Origin of the sequence: Staphylococcus chromogenes (assembly GCF_029024625.1) — a bacterium.
Classification (GTDB): domain Bacteria; phylum Bacillota; class Bacilli; order Staphylococcales; family Staphylococcaceae; genus Staphylococcus; species Staphylococcus chromogenes.
Map to the genome: position 1 here is coordinate 953,830 of NZ_CP118953.1, position 23,382 is coordinate 977,211.

The window sequence follows — 23,382 nt, forward strand, 5'->3', positions numbered from 1 at the left end:
TGATGTGCTTTTTTATATAATGTATATATTAAAGTAAATGTAGAAAAAGGTAGGTAATTGTTAATGTCTCAATTAGATCCAATTCAGATTGGGTTGATCGCTGTGAGTGTACTAGCACTTTTATTTTTAGTTTTATTTTTGTTTGCCTTGCGTAGCAAAAAAAAGGCTAAAGAAACGTACGCGAATCAGTATCAATCCAGAGAAACAAAATTAAACAATGAGCATAAAGAAGCGTTAGAAAAGGCGCGCATCGAAAAGAAAAAATCAGATACGCGTCATAAAGAGGAATATGACACGATGGTTTCCTCAAAAAACCGTGAAATTGATGCTTTAAAATTATTTTCTAAAAATGATAGTGAGTACATTACAGATATGAGATTGCTAGGCATACGTGAGCGATTGGTAAAAGAAAAGCGAATTCGTCCTGAAGATATGCATATCATGGCTAATATCTTTATGCCTACAAATGATTTGGAAGAGATTACGCGCATTAGTCACCTTGTACTTACAAGAACAGGTTTATATATTATTGATTCAGAATTACTAAAAGGTCATGTTTATCAAGGTGTGAGTCAAAACCAATTTAGAGAAAATCCAATGATGGAACATGTTTTCAAAACATTACATTTAGATGGTCAAACGCCACAAACCATCGTGCTTGATCAAAAAGAAGATCAACAAAAACTTACGGTTATTGATTACACAAAGCATCTTGATTCAGTAGAAAAACTAGCAACGACGTTACAACAAAAACTTAACCTTAAATATGCACCGACCCCTATCTTATACTTTAATCCAAGACATGAAGGGGATATTACGATTTCTAATTATGCCCCACAAAGTGGAACAAAGGTGTTAGTAGGGCCTGCGCAACTTGACGAATTTTTTAACAAATTTGTTTTCCATGGTAGAATTCAATATGATGTGAATGATCTTCAAGCGATTATGGATGAAATTGAAGCGTTCAATTAATTGTATATCAATTATTTTAGAGAAAGTGGATTTCACGCCTAAGGGTGGGGTCCACTTTTTTTGATTTTGGAGCATGTAAGTAAACATGTCATCATTTATTCATTCGGTTTCATTAATGTAACGAGCGAAAGGAGAAGATGTTAATCATTGTGTTTTTATATGGATAATTTGTAGCGTAAAAACATATTATTTTACGATGAAGATTCCACTCGGGTATGATTAAAGTGAACAAGAAAGGATGAGTGCGATATGCAATACGTTAAATTTTATAATGATCATCAAATGCCTCAAGTAGGTCTAGGTGTTTTTAGAGTGAAAAATGATGATACAGCAAAAGAAGCGGTCAAACATGCTATTTTAAATGGTTATAGAAGCATTGATACGGCAATGATTTATGAAAATGAAGAAAAAGTTGGTGAAGGTATTAGAGAAGCTTTAGAAGCCTCTCAACTTAAAAGAGAAGATTTATTTATAACATCTAAGTTATGGATGAGTGATTATGGACGAGAAAATGTGGCAGAAGCTTATGAAACATCTCTGAAAAAACTTGGACTTGACTACTTAGATTTATATTTAGTACATTGGCCAGGCCAAGATGAAGATGTGATGATTGACACTTGGAAAGGTATGGAGGCATTATATAAAGAAGGAAAAGTTAAAAACGTAGGTGTTAGCAATTTTAATATTGAGCATTTAGAACGATTACTTGCTGAGACTTCAATCAAACCTGTTATTAACCAAGTGGAGTTTCATCCATATTTAACACAAACAAAACTAAGAGCGTATCTCGAAGCGCAACACATTAAAATGGAATCCTGGTCTCCATTAATGAACGCCCAAATTTTAGATGATAACACAGTTCAAGAGGTTGCTAATGAAGTGAAGCGCACACCGGCACAAGTGATTATCCGTTGGAACATTCAACATGGTGTTGTAACCATTCCAAAATCAGTGACGCCAAACCGTATAGATGAAAATTTAAATGTATTTGACTTTGAATTAAGCGAAGCACAAATGACACGCTTAGATCAATTAAATGAAGATCGTCGTATTGGACCTGATCCACTTACATTCAATGGTCAATAAATCTATTTAGAACAAAAAAGTTAAAAAGAATCTCAGCATGTTTTCTATTACGTGAAAAACGCATGTTGAGATTCTTCTTTATAAAATACTATCATAAATTATTTAGACATTATTTCATTAAAATACCTATTTTAATGAAATGAGTCAAATAAAACGAACGAGCACTGATAACCAATAAAAATAGCGATAAAACAACCTAAATATTGTATGACAAATAGCAAAATGAATGATTGCCAATGTCGATGTTGAATCATTTTAATAAGATCTAATTGTAAGGTTGAAAATGTGGTGAATCCTCCTAATATGCCTACAAAAACGAAAAAATATAATGCGTGGTGCTCTGTGAATAAAGGCGTCAAAAAGCCAAACATAAAGCAACCACTTATATTAATGATAAATGTAGATAATGGAAAGGAGTAGCGTCCTTGTGGAGGAATGAGTTCAGTGAGAAAAGCTCTTAAAGTGGCGCCAATGCCCCCGCCAATTAAAATAGCAATGAGTGTCATGATAAATCCGCTCCCAATTTATAACCGAAGCCACAACTAATTAATCCCATGCCACTACTGACTATAAAGTAAAACAAGCCTTCGAACCATGCCTCATTTTGAACAATTGAATAGAGTTCAAATTGAAAAGTTGAGAATGTCGTTAAGGCTCCTAAAACCCCGGTTGTAACCGCTTTTTTTAACTGAGGATATCTTTTAAAAAGATGGAGTGCATATGTGCTTATAAGCCCCATAAAAAAAGCTCCGATAATATTGGCGAAAAAAGTGCCAACCGGTAGCTCATACCAAAAGGGGATTAAGGAACAAAAGTAACGCAGCAAAGCACCCAAAGCTCCACCTAAAAAAATAAAAAAGTACTGCATATTTCCACCACTTTCGCTTAGAAAATACCAAATGTAAATAGCGATGTAATGATATGGAAAATAATCACAATTAATAAGAACCAAGGTAGGAGTTTAGAAGCTTTATGTATCCAACTCTTTGATTTAGGCAAATACTTAATAGACTTATCTGCAAAAATAATAGCAAGGATTAAAATGAGCGCATTAACAAAAATGCTAAATATAATGATTTTCACTACGGATTGAAAGTGTAAGTTTAATAAAGGATTCATGGAGTTTAAATATAAGCTAATAAGTGTTAGCAATAAAGCTAAATAAAAGTATTTTTTGGATTTTGACATATGAATGCCTCCTTATCGTTACATATCATATCATATTTTATTTCATTAAAGAAATGGATACTTTTGATAATTTGTAAGCGTAAATATAGCGTTAAGACTATAAAAAATGATATAACTTAAATATCTAATCTTACTTCTAGGAGGGCATTATGAATAATTTAAAAGTGCAAGTATTTGCAGATGGTGCAGATATTAACCAAATGAAACAAGCATATCAAAATAAAGAAGTTGACGGTTTTACAACGAATCCGAGTTTAATGGCTAAAGCAGGTGTCAAAGATTACAAACAATTTGCTAAAGAAGTTGTAGAAGCTATTCCGGATGCTTCAATTTCTTTTGAAGTTTTCGGAGATGATATGGAAACAATGGAAAAAGAAGCTGAAATCATCCAACAATTTGGTGAAAATATTTTTGTGAAAATACCTATTGTAAATACAAAAGGTGAAACAATGTTACCTTTAATTAAAAAGTTGTCTGCAAAAGGTGTGAAATTAAACGTCACAGCTGTTTATACGATCGAACAAGTTAAAGACATTACAGAAGCAGTGACTGAAGGCGTAGAAACTTATGTATCTGTATTTGCAGGGCGTATTGCAGATACTGGTGTAGATCCTTTACCGCTTATGAAAGAGGCAGTAGAAGTCACTCATAGTAAAAAAGGTGTGCAATTGCTATGGGCAAGTTGTCGTGAATTATTCAATGTCGTACAAGCAGACGAAATTGGTGCAGATATTATTACTTGTCCAAGTGATGTCGTTAAAAAAGTCCCCAACATCGGCCGTGATATAAATGAACTTTCAGTCGATACAGTTAAAGGATTTTCTAAAGACATTCAAAGTTCAGGTTTAAGTATTTTATAATCGAGTCAATGTAAAAAAAGAAGACTCAAACACTTCGGATTTTTCCGAAGGTTTGAGTCTATTCTTTTATCTTATTTCATAACCCATAAGGAGTAATTCAATGATTAAAAGTTCAAGAGAAAAGACAATTACAAAACAACTATGGTATTTAAATAAAAAAGAGAAAACACGTTTGGCTCAAACACTCAGACACTATGATGAAAGCGAGTTTATCCAAAATTACAAAACAAACAATCAATTTGTCGTCTCTTTTTTAAAGCAAAAAGTATTTAATTCCAAAGAAAAATCTCAAATGCATTTATTAGGCGCTTTGATAGGTTTATTCGTTGCCAATGTGATATTATTAGGCTTTTTCATTTTAGGCCTATTATTAACTTTAACTTCAGTAAAGCATCTAATAGATCCTACATCTTCATTGAATGGGGCGTACGTGAGTATAATTATGATTACGAGTATTTTTGCTACACTCCTCACATTATTATTAATGAAACCTGTGAATGCATTTTTTACAAAACGATTAATTGATTATAAATTAAATCGAATGCATAAGTAGCTGACTTAATAGCATACATTCTTTCCATTTTTTAGCACAGAAGGTTATTGGGGCATTGACAGTAATCTGATGATAATTTGAAAAAATGATGTGTGTTTGTCTTCTAAAAGAATGCATTCCAATGACTTGTACCATATTGATATAAATTTGCTCTGTGGAACGTTTGGCATAAAGTGGACAGATGATGAGTTGAGGAGAAACAAAGATTGGAATATATTGTCCAATATGGAGCAATTCACTGGAGAGTGCAATTTGTGTGGATAAATGTTTGTGGTGTTCTTTAAGTAACACTTGGATAAAACGTTGAAGGCTAAGCGTTGAATATATAGAAAAAGTGGTATATTGTACCTTTAAAGCATACGTTAAAGACTCAGCAGTTTTAAAATATAATAAAGTGTGATTGTTCAATGAGTACATCTTCCTTTCTATGGACGGGGGCTCATGTTGCTTTTTAAGATGTCATAAGTTTGCCGTTGATAATTTTTGATTGTGCTTAAAGCACAACACATCTTCTCACATATTTCTTTTTGCGTGTAGCCTTGAAGATGGTAAACGAGCCATTGACGTTGTTTGGATGTCAGTTGATTAAATATGAAATAAAGTTCTAGTGATAAGAATGATGTTTTCGGAGCTATTTGAGTAGCGAGGGAGGCTTCTGATAAAATGGTGATCATCTGTTGTTTTCTAAAAAGATCTAAAAGATAAAAGTGAAGTTTAGTGCGGAGATAAGCATGGAAATTTTTCGAACGTCTGTAATCATATTGATGTTGGAGTTCCCATAAACGAATCATCAACATTTGAAAATACTCATCATAATTATACCGAATATAGTATTTTTTGAGAAGATAGTGTATATACTTTTCATATTTCATATATAAATCTTCGTAATTCATAATTTTCCTCCTAATGTAAAATTGACCGGTCGAATCTTTTGTATCAGTTTTTATTAATTGAGGCACATGGATTTTTATGATATTTTTAGATTGAATTCAACGTAACAACGACATAAAGGTTTGTGTTTTAGAAAAATTTAGTCCTTAATGTAGAATTTCGACGTTTTTTACATAGAATGGGAAATGGAGGAACATATGGATTACGAACATTTAAACTTAGAACATTTTTTCGCACGTCATGATGATTTAGACATTATCCGTGATCGATCTGAGTTTGTCATGATTAATAATATGACGAAAGAAATGATGTATCGTGAAGGCGCTACAGAGGGAACAATAGACTTAACACAATATTATTATAAAAATCGTTCTCAAGCTGTAAGCTTTATTATGATGGATTATTCTCGCCCTAAACAGTAATGAATTTCTTTACATATTCATTACTTTTTTTTTATGAATTCATGACAAGGTATAACTTCAATTGTTTTCGGGTCATATTGGTGGTAAAATTTGTATTCAAGCGTGAATGTTTAATAGAAACTTCTTTTTTCTATTGAAACAACATTTTGAAGAGGTGTGTTTATGAGAAAGCACAAAAAAGGTTCAATAATAACTGTAGTGTTGTTACTAATTGTGACGGCAATTGCAGGATTTTTATTTTTTTCAATGATTAAAGACCAAATCTTTTTCAAATCGGTTAAGCAGGTCGAACGTGTTGAAAAATTGAATGTAACATTAGATCAAGCAGCCAAAAAACAAATAGACAACTATACGAGTCAACAAGTGTCAAATAAAGACCATACAAATTGGCGTGATGCCTCTCCGACTGAAATTCGTCAGGCGATGGATAGTTCAGGATTTATGGATGACAAAAAACAAAAATATCAATTTTTAGATTTATCACAATATCAAGGCATTGATGAAAATCGTATTAAACGTATGTTAATCAATCATCCTACATTGCTTAACCATACTGAGGATTTCTTAAATGCAGCAAAAGCAAAACATGTGAATGAGGTTTATTTAATTTCTCATGCGCTATTAGAAACTGGTTCAGTAGCCTCTGAACTTTCTAAAGGTGTCGAAATCGATGGTAAAAAATATTACAACTTTTATGGTGTCGGTGCTTTAGATGAAGACCCGATTAAGACTGGCGCAGAATATGCGAAGAAAAAAGGTTGGGATACGCCACAAAAAGCCATTTACGGTGGTGCCGAATTTATTCATGATCATTATTTAAAAAACCCTGAACAAAATACACTTTATAGTATGAGATGGAATCCTAAAAATCCTGGAGAACATCAATATGCAACAGATATTAATTGGGCAAAAAGTAATGCGACAATCATGGCTGACTTTTACAAAGATATGAAGACAGAAGGAAAATATTTTAATTGGTACGTTTATAAAGACGATAAAAAACATCAAGATGGTAAAAACCACGAATAACTTAAAAGCCGACTTTCATTTTATTATTGAAAGTTGGCTTTTTTAGGTTTATTTTGCGTTATTCTTTCGGCCTAAATAAAAGAACAAAATGACTGTTGTGATTAATAATTTGAAAATACGTTTTAACATTTCCCTAACTCCTTTATTTCACGCTATTCTAGTTTTAATTCGTTTAAAAATATTAAAATGTACTAATGATAGTGATGTTTCACCTAATGGTATAATAATCTTTAAGAACAGAATATGAATTTGCTTTAGTTACAAATATGGGTTGAGTAGGTACTACTTCATTGTAGCTCATAATTATGAAAAAGTGTTAATTTGATTTTATGAGAAGTGCAACAAGCCCATCATACCATTAAAATCAAAGTTAACTATAAGCCCGAAGTATTAGCGATTTCATCCTCAACATGTAAAAAAACGCACGCATATTTGAATTTAAATATGCGTGATGAGGCTTTGAAAAGAGATTAATTATCCTAGGTAAAATAGGGTAAAATTAAATGATAATTGGAGAAAGGGTGATGAAGTATGAAGGTGGCGATTATTGGAATGGGAACAGCTGGTGTGAGTGTTCTCCGCCATTTAGTGAAATTTAAGCAGTTTAAACAATTAGAAGTGGATGTCTATGATAACGAAGTAAATATGGGACAAGGTAAACCATTTCAAGATGACAGTGAAGATTTGTTAACAAATGTACCTGCAGATATGATTTCTTTAAATCAAGACAATTTAAATGAATTTAAAGAATGGTATCAATCTCAAAATAAATTTGATTATGGTGATGCAACTTATTTACCACGTTTTGTGTTTGGTCATTATATGAAAGGGCAACTTGAAACGTTTTATAATACATTTGAAAATATCAATGTAATAACGCAAGAAGTCATGCATATGTTTATTGAGGAAGCGCGTAATAAAATATTACCTCAATCCATTAATCTATGTACTGGAGACGATGTTTCTAGTTGTAAAAAATATGATTATGTATTTTTAACAATAGGGACAATGAGTTACAACGATCCTTATCAACTTAAAGGGACGCCAAATTATATTCAATCTCCTTATCCAGCGAATCGAACGTTAGATAATGTAAATGATGAAGACGAGATTGCAATTATTGGTAGTGGTTTAGCAAGTTTGGATGTCATACGTTATGCAGTGAGTCACCATCAGAAGAAACCGATTATTGTCGCAGGACGAAGTGGCAAATTACCGAGTGTTCGGGGCGAAATGATTGATATTACTTTAAAACATGTCACACCTGAAAACTTTGATTATCTAAAACGTCAAAATATGGGTGTTGTGCCATTAGAAGAGGCGATTGAATTATTTAAAAAAGAATGTGAAGACTATAGCATCCCATTACAAAAACTGCTTAAACGTCGAAAATATGACGCCGTGAGAGACTTAAACTATGACTTAAATCATCCTGAAGACGTTGGGGCATTACAAAGTCTATTAGAAACGATAAAAGAAAATATGGACTGGATTTGGAATAGTTTTAGCCGTGAAAATCAAGAGCGCTTTATGCATAAATATCAAAGATATATCGTGGAAAACTCCAATCCAATGCCGCAGGAAACAGCACGTTTGGTCATTAGAGAAATTAAATCAGGACATTTACAAGTGCTCTCAGGTTTAGAAAATCTTCGTCATTATTATGGTAAATTTAGACTTGGATTTAAAAATAGTGAAGAGGAAATCAAAGTGGATGTGGTGATTAATGCAACAGGGTCTAAAAAACATTTAGCGCAATTAGACGAAGATGACAAACTACTTTTAGATATTGCCGATCGTCAAATTGTTCAAGCCCATCCAATGGGGGGGATTCAAATCGTTCCAACCTCCAATGAAGTGGTTAGCCCATTATACGGGACATTAAAAAATATGAGAGCCATCGGTCAAATGACCAATGGTGTCAATTATCATCGTAATGGGGTTCCAGCGATTGTACAACAAGCCGTGCGTTCGGTTGAAAACTTGTATGAAACATTAGATGAACTGCAAACCTTAGAAAAAGAAAATATTAAAGCAGATAAAAAGAAAAAAGACGCTAAGGATAAGAAAGACTCTAAAAATGACAAGAAAGAAAAGAAACATAAAAAAGACAAAAAGAAAAAAGAGAAGAAAAAGAAAAATAAGAAAAAGAAAAAGTAATATCACTCTGTTTGCGTGTCAATTCGTTGTCAAAAATGAACAGGTAAGCTAATATAGACTCAAGTACTTAATTAAGTGCTTGAGTATCTTTTTATCTCAATACAATTTCATAAGCTATTCTTTCGGGGCTGGGTGAAATTCCCAACCGGCAGTAAATAAAGCCTGCGACCCGTAGTTATTAACTATGGCTGATCTAGTGAGATTCTAGAGCCGACAGTGAAAGTCTGGATGGGAGGAAGAATAATCGTCACAAGCATAAAATTTAAACGGTTTTATGTTTATTTTCTGATGAATTTTTAAATAGACGTCAGTTTCTTAAAGTTGTCTATTTTTAAAATATTAACTTCCACTCGAATCGACAATCGGGTGGTTTTTTTTTGAGGTGAAAGATTGCTGAATTATTTAGATAAAGCCATTACTTTAGCTGAGTTAGTCGAAGGACAAACGGGTTTAAACCCCTCTGTGGGTGCCGTTATTGTGAAGGATGGCAGAATTATAGGAATGGGTGCACATCTTAAACAAGGAGAACGCCATGCCGAAATCCAAGCGATTGATATGGCGGGTTCTAAAAATGTTGAAGGTGCCACAATGTATGTTTCGTTAGAACCTTGTTCGCATTTTGGAAAAACTCCACCTTGTGCTAAACGTATAATTGAAACAAAAATAGCCCATGTGGTGTATGCTGCTCGTGACATAACGCTTCCAGCAACAGGTCATCAAATGATGGAAGAGGCAGGTGTTAGGGTAGACTATCGCCCACATCCGAGAGCAATGGCACTGTATCAAGACTTTTTTAAAAGTAAACAAAATGGATTTCCAATCGTCACTGTTAAAGTAAGTGCAAGTATGGACGGGAAACAAGCAACAGATGATGATGAAAGTCAATGGATTACAAATCCTTCTGTTAAAGAAGAAGTATTTCAATTGAGACATCAACATGATGCCATTATCACGGGAACAGGGACGCTGCATAAAGACAATCCTAGCTTAACGGTCAGAAAAGAAAATGGGCATCATCCTACAAGAGTCATTTTGTCTAAAAAAGGAAAGATACAGTGGGACTTACAAATGTTTCATGACCAAGAAAGTCCGATAATGATTTATACAGAAAACAAAGAGCTCCAAACATCGTTACCAAATGTAAAAATCATTTGTTTAGAAGAATGTCACGTGGAGACGATTTTAAAAGATTTATATCAAAAAGGATTTGGACGTGTTCTTGTCGAAGCAGGTCCAAAGGTTACCTCTCAATTTTTATCATCTAATATGATAACGCATTTTATTTTATATTTAGCCCCGAAAATCATTGGTGGAAAAGGTTTAAATCAATTTTATCAAACTGAAGAAATTCTAGACTTAGACCATGTACACCAATTTGAAATTGTTGAGACCTCATTAATAGATACTAATGTGAAAATACACATGAAAAGGAAGTGACATGATGTTCACTGGTATCGTTGAAGAAGTCGGAACAATTCAATCTATCCGCAAACAATCTCCTACAACCCAAATCACGATTTCGTGTTCTAAAATTTTAGAAGATATGTCAAGAGGAGACTCTATTAGTGTAAACGGAACATGTTTAACAGTGACCTCATTTAACGAAAATAGCTTTAAAGTAGATGTTATTTTAGGTACAGAAAATAAAACATATTTAGGACAACTTCAAGTAGGTGATCGTGTTAACCTTGAACGTGCATTGCTCGCTACAGGCAGATTAGGTGGTCATTTTGTACAAGGGCATGTCGATGGCAAGGGGACGATTACAAATGTACGTCAATCGCCTAATGAATGGATTTATACCATCGAAGCGTCTAAAGATTTGTTAGCTCAAATGATTCCTCAAGGTTCGATTGCAGTGGATGGTATTAGTTTGACAGTTTTTGACAAATCTAATACGTCCTTTGAGATTCATTTAATTCCTGAAACACGAGAAGCTACATCACTTTCTTTAAAATCTAAAGGAGATGCTGTGCATCTTGAAACAGATATGTTATTTAAATATGTTCAAGCTTTAAATCACAACAAACAGGAACTTAAATTAAACGATTTACTAAAAGCAGGTTTTTAATGGAGGTATAAGGATGGAATTCGATTCAATTGAAAGTGCCCTAAATGCACTAAAAGCAGGCGACCCTATTGTCGTTTTAGATGATGAAAATCGTGAGAATGAAGGCGATCTTATTGCTATCACTGAATGGATGAAAGATGACACGATTAATTTTATGGCTAAATATGGACGCGGACTAATTTGTGCACCTATATCAAAATCTATTGCAGTTCAAGCAGGATTATCTCCGATGGTTGCTATGAATACTGATCCACATGGGACAGCGTTTACAACAAGTATCGACCATGTCTCTACAAGTACTGGTATAAGTGCATATGAGCGTACTCATACAATTCGTGCGCTCATCCAAGAAAATATGAATACACAGTCATTTAACCGTCCAGGGCACGTGTTCCCTCTCATCGCACAAGAAAACGGTGTATTAGCGCGTCGAGGTCATACAGAAGCTGCGATTGATTTAGCAATGTTAACTGGAGCAAAGCCAGCGGGTGTCATTTGTGAAATTATGAATGAAGACGGTACGATGGCTCGTGGAGAGGATTTACAAGCTTTTAAAGAAAAACATCAATTAAAAATGATTACAATAGAAGCACTTGTTTCTTACATTAAAGTCCACCGCAAATTAATTAAACAAGAAGCAAAAGTTAAGTTACCTACCCGTTACGGTTCATTTGATATGATTGGCTTTACCTCAGAGTTTGATGGACAAGAACATCTCGCAATTATTAAAGGGGATATTCATCCTGAAATGAATGTACGTATCCACTCAGCTTGTGCAACAGGGGATATTTTTCATAGTGAACGTTGTGATTGTGGCGAGCAACTGGAAAAAGCCATGGCGTACATTCAAAAAAATGGAGGTATCATTCTATATCTTCCTCAAGAGGGCAGAGGAATTGGTTTAATGAATAAGTTGAAAGCTTATGAATTAATCGAGAAAGGCTATAATACAATCACTGCCAATGAAGCTTTAGGCTTTGAACCAGATTTGCGTGATTATGATATTGCGGCGCAAATCTTGAAACATCTTGGCGTTTCTTCTGTACATTTATTAAGCAATAACCCAGATAAATTTCAAGGTTTAAAGAAATACGATATCGATATTAAAGGAAGAATACCTTTAATTACAAACGAAAACGAAAATAATCATGACTACTTAGAAGTTAAAAAAACACAAATGGGACATCTCATTTAATTTAGGAGGCTATTAATATGAAATTTGAAGGACAATTAATTGGAGAAGGTTTAAAAATAGGAATCGTTGTAAGTCGCTTTAATGATTTTATTACAGGACGTTTAGTCGATGGAGCATTTGATGCGCTAATACGTCATCAAGTCAAAGAAGAGGATATCGATATTGCGTATGTACCGGGTGCCTTTGAGCTTCCATTAGTTGCGAAAAAAATGGCGCAAACAGGAAACTATGATGCTGTGATTACATTAGGATGTGTCATTCGTGGTGCAACATCACATTACGATTATGTGTGTAATGAAGCGGCTAAAGGGATCGCAAAAGCGAGTGAAGACACAGGTGTACCTGTGATATTCGGTGTATTGACGACTGAAAATATTGAACAAGCTATTGAACGCGCCGGAACGAAAGCAGGTAACAAAGGGGCAGAAGTGGCTGTTGGCGCTATTGAAATGGCAAATTTACTTAAAAAGTTCTAATGATTCAGTGAGGAAGAAAAATAGGGGGAATATTTAATATGCATACTCTCCTACAAATTTCTTTAATTTCATTCGGAAATCATACAACAAGACAAAAAACTGGCTGAGACTTAAAATCCACCAATACTTGAAAAGCCATCAAAACTTACCATTAGGTAAATTTTGATGGCTATTTTAATACCATATAAATCTATTTATGTTTCAACGGTTTATAATCTTTTTACACAGCGTTTGTTTTTCATCTCTTTTTCTGAAGAACAAGGTTTTTGATGATGACATTTTTTCTTTTTCAATCCTAAAAGCGTCGATAGAACTGCGATTCCACCAATAATAGCTAAAGCTTGAGGTTTTACGAACTCCTTAAATGCTAATGTTAAATTTTGCGGTCTTTCGGCTAAACGACGCATAAAGTAACCAAACCAATCATCACCATAAGGCACATAAATCGTAAAGTTATAACCTTCTTTTGCAATTTGTTCTGCTAACTCTGTACGGAATCCATATAGCATTTGAAATTCAAATTGAGATTTATCAATCTGATTATCTTTTACGAATTGTTTAACATGATTAATAATATGATGATCATGTGTGGCAATTGAAGTGAAGTTTTTCGCATTTAATAAACGTTTTTCGATAAGTCTTATGTAATTCTGATCAATTTCTTCTTTTGTTTGGTAAGCAATATGTGCCGATTCCTTGTATGCACCTTTAACGAGGCGGAGACGTAATTCTGGATATTTATCAATGAGAACATCAGCTTTAAATAAATAAGCTTGAATAACTGTACCTACATTGGTGAACTCACTTTTCAATCGATCAAGTGTTTGAGTGACGTCAAACAGACTATCATATTTTTCTGTGTCAAAATTGATATGCATATTATCATAAGTTTTAGCTGTGTTGACGATTTCGTGAACATTTTCAAATGCCAATGCACGATCAAATTCTATGCCGAGTTGACTTAATTTAATCGACATATGCGCATTGAGATGATTGTCATGTAACACTTTCATCACTTTTAAAATCTCATCTTTTGCATCTATCGCTTCTTGTCGGTTATGGACAAATTCCCCTAGAATGTCAACTGTACCGGCGATATTTTTATCATTTAAGCGCTTTATCGTTTTGACAATGTCTGGTAATTGATTGCCTGCAACTACTTTGTTTGCACCTAATGAGGGACCTACTTTTTTTGCGGCATTGTTCAAAAAGGTATTATTGGATAAAGCAATGAAAAAATTCTTAACAAAACTCATTTCTATTCCTCCCATATCTCTGTCATACTAATAGTGATAGTGTATCACGATTATCGCTAGGAGGAAAACGGTTTCATAAAAGTTTTTTGATTTTTATAAAAATATAGTGAAAAGGTTCGAATAATCTTAAATAAAATCTTCAATCTGTGCTTTAAGTTAGAATGTGAACAGTTTCTTATCAATGAGATGAAGTTGTAGACGTTGAGTACGAAAGTTGGATGGTCGCATCGATAGGTTCTTGCATCAATGCAGTATACACTGGAAAATTAAATATCAAGAAGAAACTAATGAGACACTTTAAAATGAATTTCATACGCGACTCCTTCACGAATATGACTTAAAATTAACATAGCATAGGGTTATAAAGTTCATAATAAGATGATGTAAATAAACGTTAAAGAAATCGTGTAGGTTATTAATGTTAATTTAGTGTAAAAATGAGAGGGAAAACTTTACGGTAAATTTAAAATCAGAGTGAGCGAACCGTGATAAAATAATAGTAAGCATATTAAAGGGAGACATGTTAAATGTTTAAAGATTTGGTCTATTATACCTTAGGAACTGAACTTGATACGTTTGTTCAATATTTTGTATTCGAACTTATTTTGCTCGTACTTATCGGTCTCGCGATTGTTTTAATTACAAAAAAACTTTGGCTTGCATTCGTCGTTATTCTTGCGTTAAATATTATTGATGCAGGTATTATTGCGAATTTTAATGCTTCGCAAGGGGAAGGAACATTAATAGGTCAGTTTTTCTTAATGTTAGTCGCGAAGTTTTTCCCAACTTTCTATGAAATTTTGTTAGTTCTATTAATTTCACGACTACCGATTATTAGAAAAAAATTCAACATTGCGTAATGATATTGAATGAATTGCGAAAACCTATCCTTCAAAAATAGATTAAGTTGAGCTGGGACAATAAACTGTCTCAGCTTTTTATGTTTTAAACAAATAGAGAGTGAAATTGCGTTTAACGATTGATATATGTTAGCGCATTTGAGGGATAATTGTTAAGATAAAATAAAGAATTAAAGCAATAGGAAGGAATTGGCAATATGTGGAAATGGGAAACTGAAAATGAAGCAAAAGGTGTTATCGTTATTATACATAATATGCTTGAGCATACTGGACGTTATGCATATGTAATTACACATTTGAGAAGAAATGGATATCATGTGATTATGGGTGACTTACCTGGTCAAGGTCAAAGCTCTCGTACAAAAAAGGGGCAAATTGATAATTTTGAAGTTTATCAAGAACGTGTATTAGAATGGGTGCAAATTGCAGAAGAATATCATTTACCCACTTTTGTTATTGGTGTAGGATTGGGTGGTTTAATCGCTGTTAATCTTCTTGAAAAAGTTGATTTACCGATTGAGGGATTGGTTCTCTTGTCTCCATTATTTGCGTTCCACAATTCAAAGCAAACACGTAAACTGTTTTTGACTTCTCACGTAGGGGATGTTTCTAAAAGTGCAAAATTTGATTTAGGTTTTGATATAGAAGATTTAACTTCAAATCCAGAAGTTCAAGAAGAGACGCAAAACGATTCTTTGATGTTAAAGAAAGTGAGTTATCATTGGTATAAAGAAGTGGCTCATGCAATGAAAAAAACTGGAGAACATTTGAATCAAATGCGTTCGTACCCATTATGTGTCATGTATGGTACTGAAGATAATATTTCAGACATTGAAATGACGCAACAATTTATTTCTCAAACTTTAAGTGAAGAATTGTATTTTAAATCTTGGAGCGGTTTGGCACATGAAATTCAAAATGAACCTGAAAGAGAAGCGGTTATGCGCTACGTATTAAGCTTTTTAAACAACCGCGTATATGCAGCAGGTTTTGTTGTCAATGATCAAGAAACAATTTAAGTAAAAGTTATTCTACTCATAATAAAATGTTGCAGACATCGCGAAATCATGGTAAATTAATAATGTGAAAAAAATCACAATAACATTATTTAATGAACTGATTGATAGGAGCGTGTCAGTATGGGAAAGAAAAGTAATAAAGTGGTATTAGTAGGTAATGGCGCTGTAGGTGCAAGCTATGCATTTACAATGGTGAGTCAAGGTATTGCTGATGAATTGCTTATCATTGACATTAACGAAGATAAAGTACGTGGAGATGTACTAGATTTAAACCATGGGGCACCTTATGCAATGTCTCCTGTAAAAGTTAAGCAAGGTAAATACGAAGATTGTGGCGACGCAGATTTAATTGTCATTTGTGCAGGAGCCCCTCAAAAAGTCGGAGAAACTCGTCTTGACTTAGTAGAAAAAAATGCAAAAATTTATAAAGGGATCATTACATCAATCATGGACAGCGGTTTTGATGGTATTTTCTTAATTGCTGCAAACCCAGTTGATATTTTAACTTACATAACATTAAAATATTCAGGTCTGCCTAAACATAAAGTCATTGGTTCAGGTACTATTTTAGATACTGCACGTTTCAAACATTTGTTAAGTGAAGCTTTCGATGTTGCACCTTCAAGTGTACATGCAAATATTATAGGTGAACATGGCGATTCAGAAGTTCCTGTATGGTCAAGCGCAACGATTGCAGGTGTGCCATTATATGAAGAGTTAAAAAACGATCCAGAAAAATCTCACTTGATTGAAGATATTTACGTTCAAACACGTGATGCGGCATATGACATCATTAAAGCAAAAGGTGCCACTTATTATGGTGTTGCTATGGGCTTAATGCGTATTTCTAAAGCGATTTTACGTAACCAAAATGTTGTTTTAACCGTTTCAAGTTATTTAGAAGGTGAATACGGACATGAAGGCGTATATACTGGTGTGCCAACTGTCATTAATGGCGAAGGTGCAGTACGTATTATTGAAACGCCATTAAATGATGAAGAAACTGAGAAATTTGCAAAATCTGTTAAAGTTTTAAAAGATATGCAAGCTTCTATTGACTACTTATTTGAATCATAAAATTCAAAAGTACAAATTTTATATTGATTATATATATTTGTTTTTGACGAAATTAATATGATTAAGTTTTTTTGAGTAGGGTAAACATACCATAATAAACCAAATAGTATGGTAAAAGTTTAAACTATAATAGGGGGCTTAATCATGGCGAGTCAATCAAAATATGATGTCAGTGACATTGTACTATTAGATAATTTGCAAAAAGAAGTCGAGTATATTTTTGACGAAATTGAAAATCAGTACGGTTTGTCAAAAGAGGAATTTTTAATTCTTTTAACGTTATGGGATAAGGGTTCAATGACGTTAAAAGAGATGGATGAGTATGTAAAAGTCAAAGCGTATAAAAGAACGAGAACTTTTAATAACCTCGTTGAAAAGAAATGGATCACTAAAGAACGACCAACAGATGACGAACGTACGGTGATTATTCATTTTAACGAAGACAAAGAGCAAGACAAACAAGACTTAATCAATTTCACATGTGAACAAATCGAAAAACATCAAGATAATTTAAGACATCAACTTAAATCTATTATTGATGGTTGTGAATTATAAAATAAGTCTGCAATATACAAACATGTAAATTATTACTGATTGATATTTCTCTCTTATTTTTAAACTTAAATAATTTGGTGTATGTAAAATAATTAAACGATAAGAAGCGCTAGACCCTTACGGCCTAGCGCTTCTTTTTTCTATTCCAATAATAAATGGAGGATGATTTTGTTGGTTAATAAATTCATATTTTAAAATATGCGCCTTCTCTTGATCGAAGGAATGAAAGTAATTGAGTAACGTTTCGCTTTCAACGCGTCCCTCAGGGTGCCCAGGGTATATGGCTAAAACAATAATTCCTTCTGGACGCAATAATTCAAAAATGGATTCTATGGCTAAAATTGTGTTTTCTGCGTTTGTAACAATAGATTTATCTCCTTTAGGCAAGTAACCTAAGTTAAACAAGGCAGCATCTACCGAATGTCGATGGGATTCAGCAATATAATTTGTAATTGTCTCATGTCCTGTTTGAAGAAGGGTGACATGTGACATCTCCTTTACTTTTTCTCGTGTATTCTCAATGGCCAAAGATTGTATATCACAAGCGTAGACATGACCATTCGGGACGGATTGTGCTAAAAACAATGTATCCCATCCATTTCCACATGTCCCATCTATCACTACACTTTTGTCAGTAATATGAGAAGTAATAAGAGATTTGGCGAAGGGAAGGACACGTTGAACAATCATGTTAATACAGCACCTTTGCCATTATACTTGGCGCCCTGAACAGAGTTGCGTCTTGCTAATTCTTTGTCAATATCATTTAAAATTTCCCATTTATTGACACTCCACATTGGTCCGACAAGAATGTCAATCGGACCATCACCCGTAATACGATGGACAATCATTGTCGGAGGTAAAATTTCTAATTGGTCACAAACTAATGAGATATACTCTTCTTTTGTCATGAATTCAAGTAAACCTTTTTCATATTGTTTAACCATAGGTGTACCTTTTAATAAATGAAGCAAATGAATCTTAATACCTTGAACATCCATTTCAGCGACAGCCTGAGCGGTTTCCATCATCATGTCATAATTTTCGCCTGGAAGACCATTAATAATATGTGAACAAACATTAATATTATGTTTTCTTAACTTTTGTACACCTTCGTAATAACATTCCATATCATGCGCGCGATTGATTAAATCAGATGTTTTTTGGTGGATAGTTTGTAAACCGAGTTCAACCCATAAGTAAGTCCGTTTGTTAAGTTCAGCCAAATAGTCGACTACATCATCTGGTAAACAGTCTGGTCTTGTACCGATTGATAGGCCTACAACACCTTCTTCATTAAGTGCAGCTTCAAATTTTTCACGCAACACCTCCACTGGTGCATGCGTATTTGTAAATGCTTGGAAATAGGCAATATATTGACCTTCATGCCATTTCTCATGCATTTGTGCTTTTATTTTTTTAAATTGAACTTCAATGGCATCAGCACGATTGCCTGCAAAATCACCACTACCCGCAGCTGAACAAAACGTACATCCTCCATGTGCCACGGTACCGTCACGATTGGGACAGTCAAACCCGCCATCAAGGGCTACTTTGAAAATTTTTTGGCCAAATCGATTTTTAAGATGATAATTTAAAGTATGATAGCGTTTATTTTCAAAAGCATATGGAAAATATTCACCCATTTGCTGTAACTTCCTTTCTTTGTACATTATATCTCAAGATTTTAACATATTTTAATGACATCGTGTTATAGTGTTTTATTATAGAGAAATAAATAAAGAGGTGTTGAACTTATGAAAATGCCGAAAGAAATATGGTGGCTTGTGATAGGAATGGCAATCAATATCACTGGTGCCAGTTTTTTATGGCCATTAAACACGATTTATATGAATGAAGTACTAGGAAAATCTTTAAGTACTGCAGGGGTCGTATTAATGGTGAACGCTTTTGGTATGGTCGTTGGTAATTTAATTGGGGGCACGTTATTTGATCGCTTGGGTGGCTACCGGACGATAATGTTAGGGACTTGGATAAGTTTGTTCGCTACAATTGGCCTTAACTTTTTTCACGGGTGGCCATGGTATGCACTTTGGCTTATTATTTTAGGTTTTGGCGGCGGAATGATTATTCCAGCGATTTATGCGATGGCTGGCGCTGTTTGGCCAAGAGGAGGTCGACAAACGTTCAATGCTATATATTTAGCGCAAAATATTGGTGTGGCCTTAGGTGCAGCATTGAGTGGTTTTGTGGCTGAATGGAGTTTTAACTATATATTTATCGCAAACTTGTTCATGTATATTCTATTTTTCTTCGTTGCGCTATTCAATTTTAAAATGGATTATCGTGCGACAGTCAAGACTGCTGAAACGATTGAGGGCATGACGCATGTTCAAAATAAAAAGCATTTTACGGCTTTGATATTAATTTGTGTGATGTTTGCCATATGTTGGATTACATATGTCCAATGGCAAACGACGATTGCATCTTTCACACAAGAAATAGGTATTTCAATGAGTCAGTATAGTCTTCTTTGGACAATAAATGGTTTACTCATTCTGTTAGGACAACCATTAATTTTGCCAATTATTCATTTACTGAAAGGACAATTAAAAAAACAACTTTTTGTAGGTGTATTTATTTTTATTATTTCTTTTTTTGTTACTAGTTTTGCTGAAAGTTTTACAATGTTTATCGTTGGTATGGTGATATTAACCTTTGCTGAAATGTTTGTTTGGCCAGCCGTTCCAACGATTGCCAATGCACTTTCTCCAAAAGGCAGAGAAGGGGTCTATCAAGGTATTGTCAATTCGGCTTCAACAGTTGGTAAAGCGTTCGGTCCTCTTATAGGCGGGATTTTAGTAGATGTTTATAATATGCAAGTCATGTTTTTGTTTATGATTGGCTTATTGGTCATTTCCTTAGGTTTTCTATCGATATTTGATCGTCGAATTGATAAAAAAGTACTTTATCATTAACTGATATCATCCTCTTGCATAAATGCTGTAAATTTCATATGATAGTAATAACTATAGAATGTCTTTTTAGTATATTAATCTTATGAACTATAGGGATATCAAAGACATGAATCATGGGTTTGTTTAACTTTTACAAATCAAGGAGTAGTAACTTCATTTGTATTTCCAAAGAGAGTCAGTGTTGGTGTGAACTGATGTAATACATGAAGTGAACTTGCCGTGTTTATAATATATTTTTATGACATCTCAATCCATTATGTAATGAAGCGCACAGTAGTGAACTAGGGTGGTACCGCGGTAAACATCGTCCCTATTAAAGCATCATGGATTTGAGATGTTTTTTGAATTAGGAGGAAAACTTGTGAATTATAACCATCAAGAGATTGAAAAAAAGTGGCAAAAGTATTGGCTCGAAAACAAAACATTCAAAACTGAAGACAATTTAGGACAAAAGAAATTTTATGCCTTAGATATGTTCCCTTATCCCTCTGGGGCGGGTTTACATGTGGGTCATCCTGAAGGCTACACGGCGACAGATATCATTTCGCGCTATAAACGTATGCAAGGATATAATGTTTTACATCCAATGGGTTGGGATGCATTTGGTTTACCAGCAGAACAATATGCTTTAGACACTGGTAATAGCCCGGCTGAATTTACAAAAAGAAATATTCAAACATTCAAACGTCAAATTCAAGAGCTCGGGTTTAGTTATGATTGGGATCGCGAGGTAAGTACAACTGATCCTGAGTATTATAAATGGACACAATGGATATTTATCCAATTATATAAAAAAGGTTTAGCCTACGTCGATGAGATACCTGTAAACTGGTGTGAGGCATTAGGAACAGTTTTATCAAATGAAGAAGTGGTAGATGGTGTATCAGAACGTGGAGGCCATCCAGTAGTGCGTCGTCCAATGAAACAATGGGTACTTAAAATCACAGAATATGCTGACCGATTATTAGAGGATTTAGAAACTTTAGATTGGCCTGAATCTATCAAAGATATGCAACGTAATTGGATAGGTCGTTCTGAAGGAGCAAAAGTCACTTTCAATGTAGAAACTATAAATGAAACAATCGAAGTATTTACAACACGTCCAGATACAATTTATGGTGCCACTTTCCTTGTATTAAGTCCTGAGCATAGTCTAGTTAATCAAATCACAACGCCCGAATTTAAAGATCAAGTTAAAAAATATCAGGATGCGGCAGCAAAAAAATCAGATTTAGAACGTACTGATTTGGCTAAAGAAAAAACAGGTGTGTTTACAGGAGCCTATGCCATTCATCCTTTATCGGGTGAACGCGTACCGGTTTGGATTGCGGACTATGTGCTTTCTACTTATGGTACAGGTGCAGTTATGGCAGTCCCTGGTCACGATGAACGTGATCATGAATTTGCAGAAACATTTAATTTACCTGTGCAATACGTCATTGAAGGAGAATTAACAAACGGTGTCTTCACTGGAGATGGGCCACACATTCATTCTGATGCATTAAATGGAATGAATAATTCAGAGGCTATCTCAAAAGCAATTGAAATTTTAGAAGCTAAAGGTCATGGTGAGAAGAAAGTGAACTACAAGTTGCGTGATTGGCTATTTAGTCGTCAACGTTACTGGGGTGAACCTATTCCAATTATTCATTGGGAAGATGGTTCCATCACAACTGTACCTGAAAATGAACTCCCATTATTGCTACCTAAAACTGATGAAATCAAACCGTCAGGCACAGGGGAATCACCTTTAGCTAATATTGATGAGTTTGTAAATGTGACAGACCCAGAAACGGGTATGAAAGGACGTCGTGAAACGAATACAATGCCGCAATGGGCGGGAAGTTGTTGGTACTACTTACGATATATCGATCCTAAAAATGATCAAATGTTAGCAGATCCTGAAAAATTAAAGCACTGGTTACCTGTTGACTTATACATTGGCGGGGTAGAACATGCGGTATTACACTTATTATATGCACGTTTTTGGCATAAAGTGCTTTATGATATTGGGGTTGTTCCGACGAAAGAACCTTTCCAAAAATTATTTAACCAAGGTATGATTCTTGGTGAGGGCCATGAAAAAATGAGTAAATCAAAAGGTAATGTCGTGAATCCTGATGATATTATAAATTCTCATGGCGCTGACACATTGCGCTTATATGAGATGTTTATGGGGCCACTTGATGCATCAATTGCTTGGAGTGAAAATGGCTTAGATGGTTCTAGACGTTTCCTTGATCGAATTTGGCGTTTACTCGTAACTGAAAATAATGAATTGAGTCCAAAAGTGGTTCGAGAAGAAACACCACAGCTTGAAAAGTCTTATCACCAAACCGTGAAAAAAGTCACAGAGGATTTTGAATCCTTGAACTTCAATACAGCCATTAGTCAGTTAATGGTATTTATTAACGATTGTTATAAAGCAGAAAAAATCAATCAATCGTATATCGAAGGATTTGTAAAAATGTTAGCACCGATTGCCCCTCATATCGGTGAAGAATTATGGTCAATTTTAGGCCATGAGGGCACAATTACTTACCAACCGTGGCCGAGTTATGATGCAGAATTACTTGAAGGTGACGTCGTTGAGATTGTCGTTCAGGTCAATGGGAAAGTACGTGCTAAATTAGAAATTCCTAAAAATGCATCAAAAGAAGAAATGGAACAATTCGCATTTGAAAATGAAAATGTTCAACAAGCGATTGAAGGTAAAGACATTAAAAAAGTAATAGCTGTTCCACAAAAATTAGTAAATATTGTAGCCAAATAA

The 23,382-nt window shown here is 34.2% G+C and carries 25 protein-coding genes, 1 riboswitch and 1 other annotated feature; of the genes, 17 read left to right on the plus strand and 8 right to left on the minus strand.

Annotated elements, in window-relative coordinates:
* Nucleotides 1-63 precede the first annotated feature (63 nt).
* Nucleotides 64-972 carry an NERD domain-containing protein gene (locus tag PYW36_RS04695; protein ID WP_037574509.1) on the plus strand — a complete coding sequence of 303 codons (909 nt, stop codon included), beginning with the start codon at nt 64-66 and terminating at the stop codon, nt 970-972.
* Nucleotides 973-1,221: 249 nt separating this feature from the next.
* A complete protein-coding gene (locus PYW36_RS04700; RefSeq protein ID WP_103158792.1) occupies nt 1,222-2,058 on the plus strand; it encodes an aldo/keto reductase in 837 nt (278 codons plus the stop codon).
* A 131-nt stretch (nt 2,059-2,189) separates the two neighbouring features.
* On the opposite strand, the gene PYW36_RS04705 is transcribed toward PYW36_RS04700, so the two are convergent.
* From PYW36_RS04705 to PYW36_RS04715, 3 genes are read right to left on the minus strand one after another with little or no spacing between them, the layout of a single operon-like run.
* The gene (locus PYW36_RS04705) at nt 2,190-2,564 is read right to left on the minus strand and encodes a fluoride efflux transporter FluC (protein WP_037574506.1); all 375 of its coding nucleotides are present in this window, start codon (nt 2,562-2,564) and stop codon (nt 2,190-2,192) included.
* Nucleotides 2,561-2,926: a fluoride efflux transporter CrcB gene (gene crcB, locus PYW36_RS04710; RefSeq protein ID WP_103158791.1), complete on the minus strand. Its 366-nt coding sequence runs from the start codon at nt 2,924-2,926 to the stop codon at nt 2,561-2,563. Before crcB ends, PYW36_RS04705 begins: the two co-directional genes overlap by 4 nt.
* Nucleotides 2,927-2,943: 17 nt before the next feature.
* On the minus strand, nt 2,944-3,246 hold the full coding sequence (locus PYW36_RS04715; protein WP_037574501.1) for a hypothetical protein: 303 nt from the start codon (nt 3,244-3,246) through the stop codon (nt 2,944-2,946).
* Nucleotides 3,247-3,395: 149 nt separating this feature from the next.
* On the opposite strand from PYW36_RS04715, the gene PYW36_RS04720 reads away from it, so the two are divergent.
* Both PYW36_RS04720 and PYW36_RS04725 read left to right on the plus strand, forming a co-directional pair.
* Nucleotides 3,396-4,106 carry a transaldolase gene (locus tag PYW36_RS04720; RefSeq protein ID WP_037574499.1) on the plus strand — a complete coding sequence of 237 codons (711 nt, stop codon included), beginning with the start codon at nt 3,396-3,398 and terminating at the stop codon, nt 4,104-4,106.
* Between the two features lie 100 nt (nt 4,107-4,206).
* Nucleotides 4,207-4,659, plus strand: coding sequence for a hypothetical protein (locus tag PYW36_RS04725; protein WP_037574497.1), 453 nt, complete (start codon nt 4,207-4,209; stop codon nt 4,657-4,659).
* Here PYW36_RS04725 and PYW36_RS04730 read toward each other — a convergent pair.
* Complete coding sequence (locus tag PYW36_RS04730; RefSeq protein WP_037574495.1) at nt 4,639-5,067, minus strand: competence protein ComK; 429 nt, start codon at nt 5,065-5,067, stop codon at nt 4,639-4,641. The two genes, PYW36_RS04725 and PYW36_RS04730, sit on opposite strands and share 21 nt — an antisense overlap.
* 17 nt (nt 5,068-5,084) lie before the next feature.
* A complete protein-coding gene (locus PYW36_RS04735; RefSeq protein WP_103158790.1) occupies nt 5,085-5,552 on the minus strand; it encodes a sigma-70 family RNA polymerase sigma factor in 468 nt (155 codons plus the stop codon).
* A gap of 195 nt (nt 5,553-5,747) precedes the next feature.
* Between PYW36_RS04735 and PYW36_RS04740 the strand changes: the two genes are divergently transcribed.
* The 7 genes from PYW36_RS04740 (at nt 5,748) to ribH (ending at nt 12,903) form a co-directional block, all read left to right on the plus strand.
* The gene (locus PYW36_RS04740; RefSeq protein WP_037574491.1) at nt 5,748-5,972 is read left to right on the plus strand and encodes a hypothetical protein; all 225 of its coding nucleotides are present in this window, start codon (nt 5,748-5,750) and stop codon (nt 5,970-5,972) included.
* Nucleotides 5,973-6,134: 162 nt separating this feature from the next.
* Nucleotides 6,135-7,001, plus strand: coding sequence for a peptidoglycan release complex glucosaminidase SagB (gene sagB / locus PYW36_RS04745; protein ID WP_037574490.1), 867 nt, complete (start codon nt 6,135-6,137; stop codon nt 6,999-7,001).
* 531 nt (nt 7,002-7,532) lie between these two features.
* Nucleotides 7,533-9,161: an FAD/NAD(P)-binding protein gene (locus PYW36_RS04750; RefSeq protein ID WP_103158789.1), complete on the plus strand. Its 1,629-nt coding sequence runs from the start codon at nt 7,533-7,535 to the stop codon at nt 9,159-9,161.
* Between the two features lie 114 nt (nt 9,162-9,275).
* Nucleotides 9,276-9,405: riboswitch (FMN riboswitch) on the plus strand.
* A gap of 146 nt (nt 9,406-9,551) precedes the next feature.
* Nucleotides 9,552-10,598: a bifunctional diaminohydroxyphosphoribosylaminopyrimidine deaminase/5-amino-6-(5-phosphoribosylamino)uracil reductase RibD gene (ribD, locus tag PYW36_RS04755; protein WP_103158788.1), complete on the plus strand. Its 1,047-nt coding sequence runs from the start codon at nt 9,552-9,554 to the stop codon at nt 10,596-10,598.
* A gap of 4 nt (nt 10,599-10,602) precedes the next feature.
* Entirely contained in the window at nt 10,603-11,232 is a 630-nt protein-coding gene (locus PYW36_RS04760) for a riboflavin synthase (protein ID WP_103158787.1), read from the plus strand.
* Between the two features lie 13 nt (nt 11,233-11,245).
* Complete coding sequence (ribB, locus tag PYW36_RS04765) at nt 11,246-12,427, plus strand: 3,4-dihydroxy-2-butanone-4-phosphate synthase (RefSeq protein ID WP_103158786.1); 1,182 nt, start codon at nt 11,246-11,248, stop codon at nt 12,425-12,427.
* Between the two features lie 17 nt (nt 12,428-12,444).
* A complete protein-coding gene (gene ribH / locus PYW36_RS04770; RefSeq protein ID WP_037574478.1) occupies nt 12,445-12,903 on the plus strand; it encodes a 6,7-dimethyl-8-ribityllumazine synthase in 459 nt (152 codons plus the stop codon).
* Nucleotides 12,904-13,112: 209 nt separating this feature from the next.
* On the opposite strand, the gene PYW36_RS04775 is transcribed toward ribH, so the two are convergent.
* A complete protein-coding gene (locus tag PYW36_RS04775; protein ID WP_084276030.1) occupies nt 13,113-14,159 on the minus strand; it encodes a proline dehydrogenase family protein in 1,047 nt (348 codons plus the stop codon).
* A gap of 527 nt (nt 14,160-14,686) precedes the next feature.
* Between PYW36_RS04775 and PYW36_RS04780 the strand changes: the two genes are divergently transcribed.
* The 4 genes from PYW36_RS04780 (at nt 14,687) to PYW36_RS04795 (ending at nt 17,670) form a co-directional block, all read left to right on the plus strand.
* Entirely contained in the window at nt 14,687-15,019 is a 333-nt protein-coding gene (locus tag PYW36_RS04780; protein WP_037574475.1) for a hypothetical protein, read from the plus strand.
* Nucleotides 15,020-15,216: 197 nt separating this feature from the next.
* The gene (locus tag PYW36_RS04785) at nt 15,217-16,038 is read left to right on the plus strand and encodes an alpha/beta fold hydrolase (RefSeq protein WP_037574472.1); all 822 of its coding nucleotides are present in this window, start codon (nt 15,217-15,219) and stop codon (nt 16,036-16,038) included.
* Between the two features lie 120 nt (nt 16,039-16,158).
* A complete protein-coding gene (locus tag PYW36_RS04790) occupies nt 16,159-17,115 on the plus strand; it encodes an L-lactate dehydrogenase (protein ID WP_103158785.1) in 957 nt (318 codons plus the stop codon).
* 144 nt (nt 17,116-17,259) lie between these two features.
* Entirely contained in the window at nt 17,260-17,670 is a 411-nt protein-coding gene (locus tag PYW36_RS04795) for a transcriptional regulator, SarA/Rot family (RefSeq protein WP_037574466.1), read from the plus strand.
* Nucleotides 17,671-17,787: 117 nt separating this feature from the next.
* On the opposite strand, the gene mnmM is transcribed toward PYW36_RS04795, so the two are convergent.
* Both mnmM and mnmL read right to left on the minus strand, forming a co-directional pair.
* Complete coding sequence (mnmM, locus tag PYW36_RS04800; RefSeq protein ID WP_037574463.1) at nt 17,788-18,360, minus strand: tRNA 5-(aminomethyl)-2-thiouridylate-methyltransferase MnmM; 573 nt, start codon at nt 18,358-18,360, stop codon at nt 17,788-17,790.
* A complete protein-coding gene (gene mnmL, locus PYW36_RS04805; protein ID WP_037574460.1) occupies nt 18,357-19,316 on the minus strand; it encodes a tRNA modification radical SAM protein MnmL/YtqA in 960 nt (319 codons plus the stop codon). The genes mnmM and mnmL overlap by 4 nt, the downstream gene beginning before the upstream one ends.
* A gap of 111 nt (nt 19,317-19,427) precedes the next feature.
* Between mnmL and PYW36_RS04810 the strand changes: the two genes are divergently transcribed.
* Together PYW36_RS04810 and leuS are read left to right on the plus strand one after the other, a co-directional pair.
* Nucleotides 19,428-20,609 carry an MDR family MFS transporter gene (locus tag PYW36_RS04810; protein WP_037574457.1) on the plus strand — a complete coding sequence of 394 codons (1,182 nt, stop codon included), beginning with the start codon at nt 19,428-19,430 and terminating at the stop codon, nt 20,607-20,609.
* 131 nt (nt 20,610-20,740) lie between these two features.
* Nucleotides 20,741-20,924, plus strand: a binding site (T-box leader).
* A 19-nt stretch (nt 20,925-20,943) separates the two neighbouring features.
* Nucleotides 20,944-23,382 carry a leucine--tRNA ligase gene (gene leuS / locus PYW36_RS04815; protein WP_103159186.1) on the plus strand — a complete coding sequence of 813 codons (2,439 nt, stop codon included), beginning with the start codon at nt 20,944-20,946 and terminating at the stop codon, nt 23,380-23,382.